Consider the following 978-nt stretch of genomic DNA (forward strand, 5'->3'; position numbering starts at 1 on the left):
GCGTTAGGGCCTTCCAAGCCTTCACGAAGTCGTCGTTGCTGACCATCGTCTTCATGCTGGAGTCGGTGTAGAAGGGCTGCATCTTGGCCGGATCGTCGAGAGCCGACGTTTTGGCAAACGCCGCGCCGCCGACCATCGAAAGCGCCATGGCGCCCAAGCAGATCATCTTGATGTTCATGGTACAATCCTCCTGTTGCTTTGAGATCGTCGAGCAACGATCGTCTGGAAAAACGACAGGTTTGGATGAAAGTTCCAGGAAGCAGGCCAATCCCGGGTAAAATATAGTCGAAAAAAGCTTGAAACTTTTTCGGATTTTGCTCGTTTCGGCCAAAGTGGGATTCCATGACCGGAATCATTTGCCGCGCGATCAAGATTGCGGGCTGCCTTGCTGTGCCGCGATGCGCATAGGGCCACTGTATTTGCCGCTCTGGTCGACTCCAGACAATCAACCGGCATGTCAGGCAGGAAACAGGAACGCCGCTGTCGGATCGAAAAAGACCTGCCGGCTGCAGGGCGTCAGGTCCTGCGACTGCATGGCGGCGGAGGTCGGCCTGATGTCGACCCCCTCGCCGCCGGCGGTGCGCGCGACGATGCGCCGGCGCTCGCCGTAGAAGGCGACATCGACGATCTCGACGTTGAGTTCCGCGCTCGCCGGGCGCCTCTCCATGCCAAACGCTTCCGGCCTGATCATCAGCCTGGTCTTCTGGCCTTTGCCGAACGTGCCGTTGGCCCTGACGCCGGAGACGACCGAACCGTCGGCCAGCCGGATTGTTGCCGTGCCATCCTTGGTGTCAAGATGTTCTGCGGCGAGGAAATTCGAATTGCCGATGAAGCCGGCGACGAAATCGGTGGCTGGCCGCAGATACAGGTCCTCGCCGCTGCCGGTCTGCTCGATGCGGCCGTCCCGGAACAGTGCGATCCGGTCCGACAGATGCAGCGCCTCTTCCTGGTCGTGGGTGACGTAGAGGATGGTGACGC

Annotated in this window: 1 protein-coding gene; it reads right to left on the reverse strand. The window is 60.1% G+C overall.

Annotation, left to right across the window (positions count from 1 at the left end):
* Positions 1–457 precede the first annotated feature (457 nt).
* On the reverse strand, positions 458–978 hold a 521-nt coding region (locus EN993_RS36210; RefSeq protein ID WP_127266277.1), incomplete at its 5' end, for a TOBE domain-containing protein.

This window comes from Mesorhizobium sp. M7D.F.Ca.US.004.01.2.1, from assembly GCF_003997785.1.
GTDB lineage: Bacteria > Pseudomonadota > Alphaproteobacteria > Rhizobiales > Rhizobiaceae > Mesorhizobium > Mesorhizobium loti.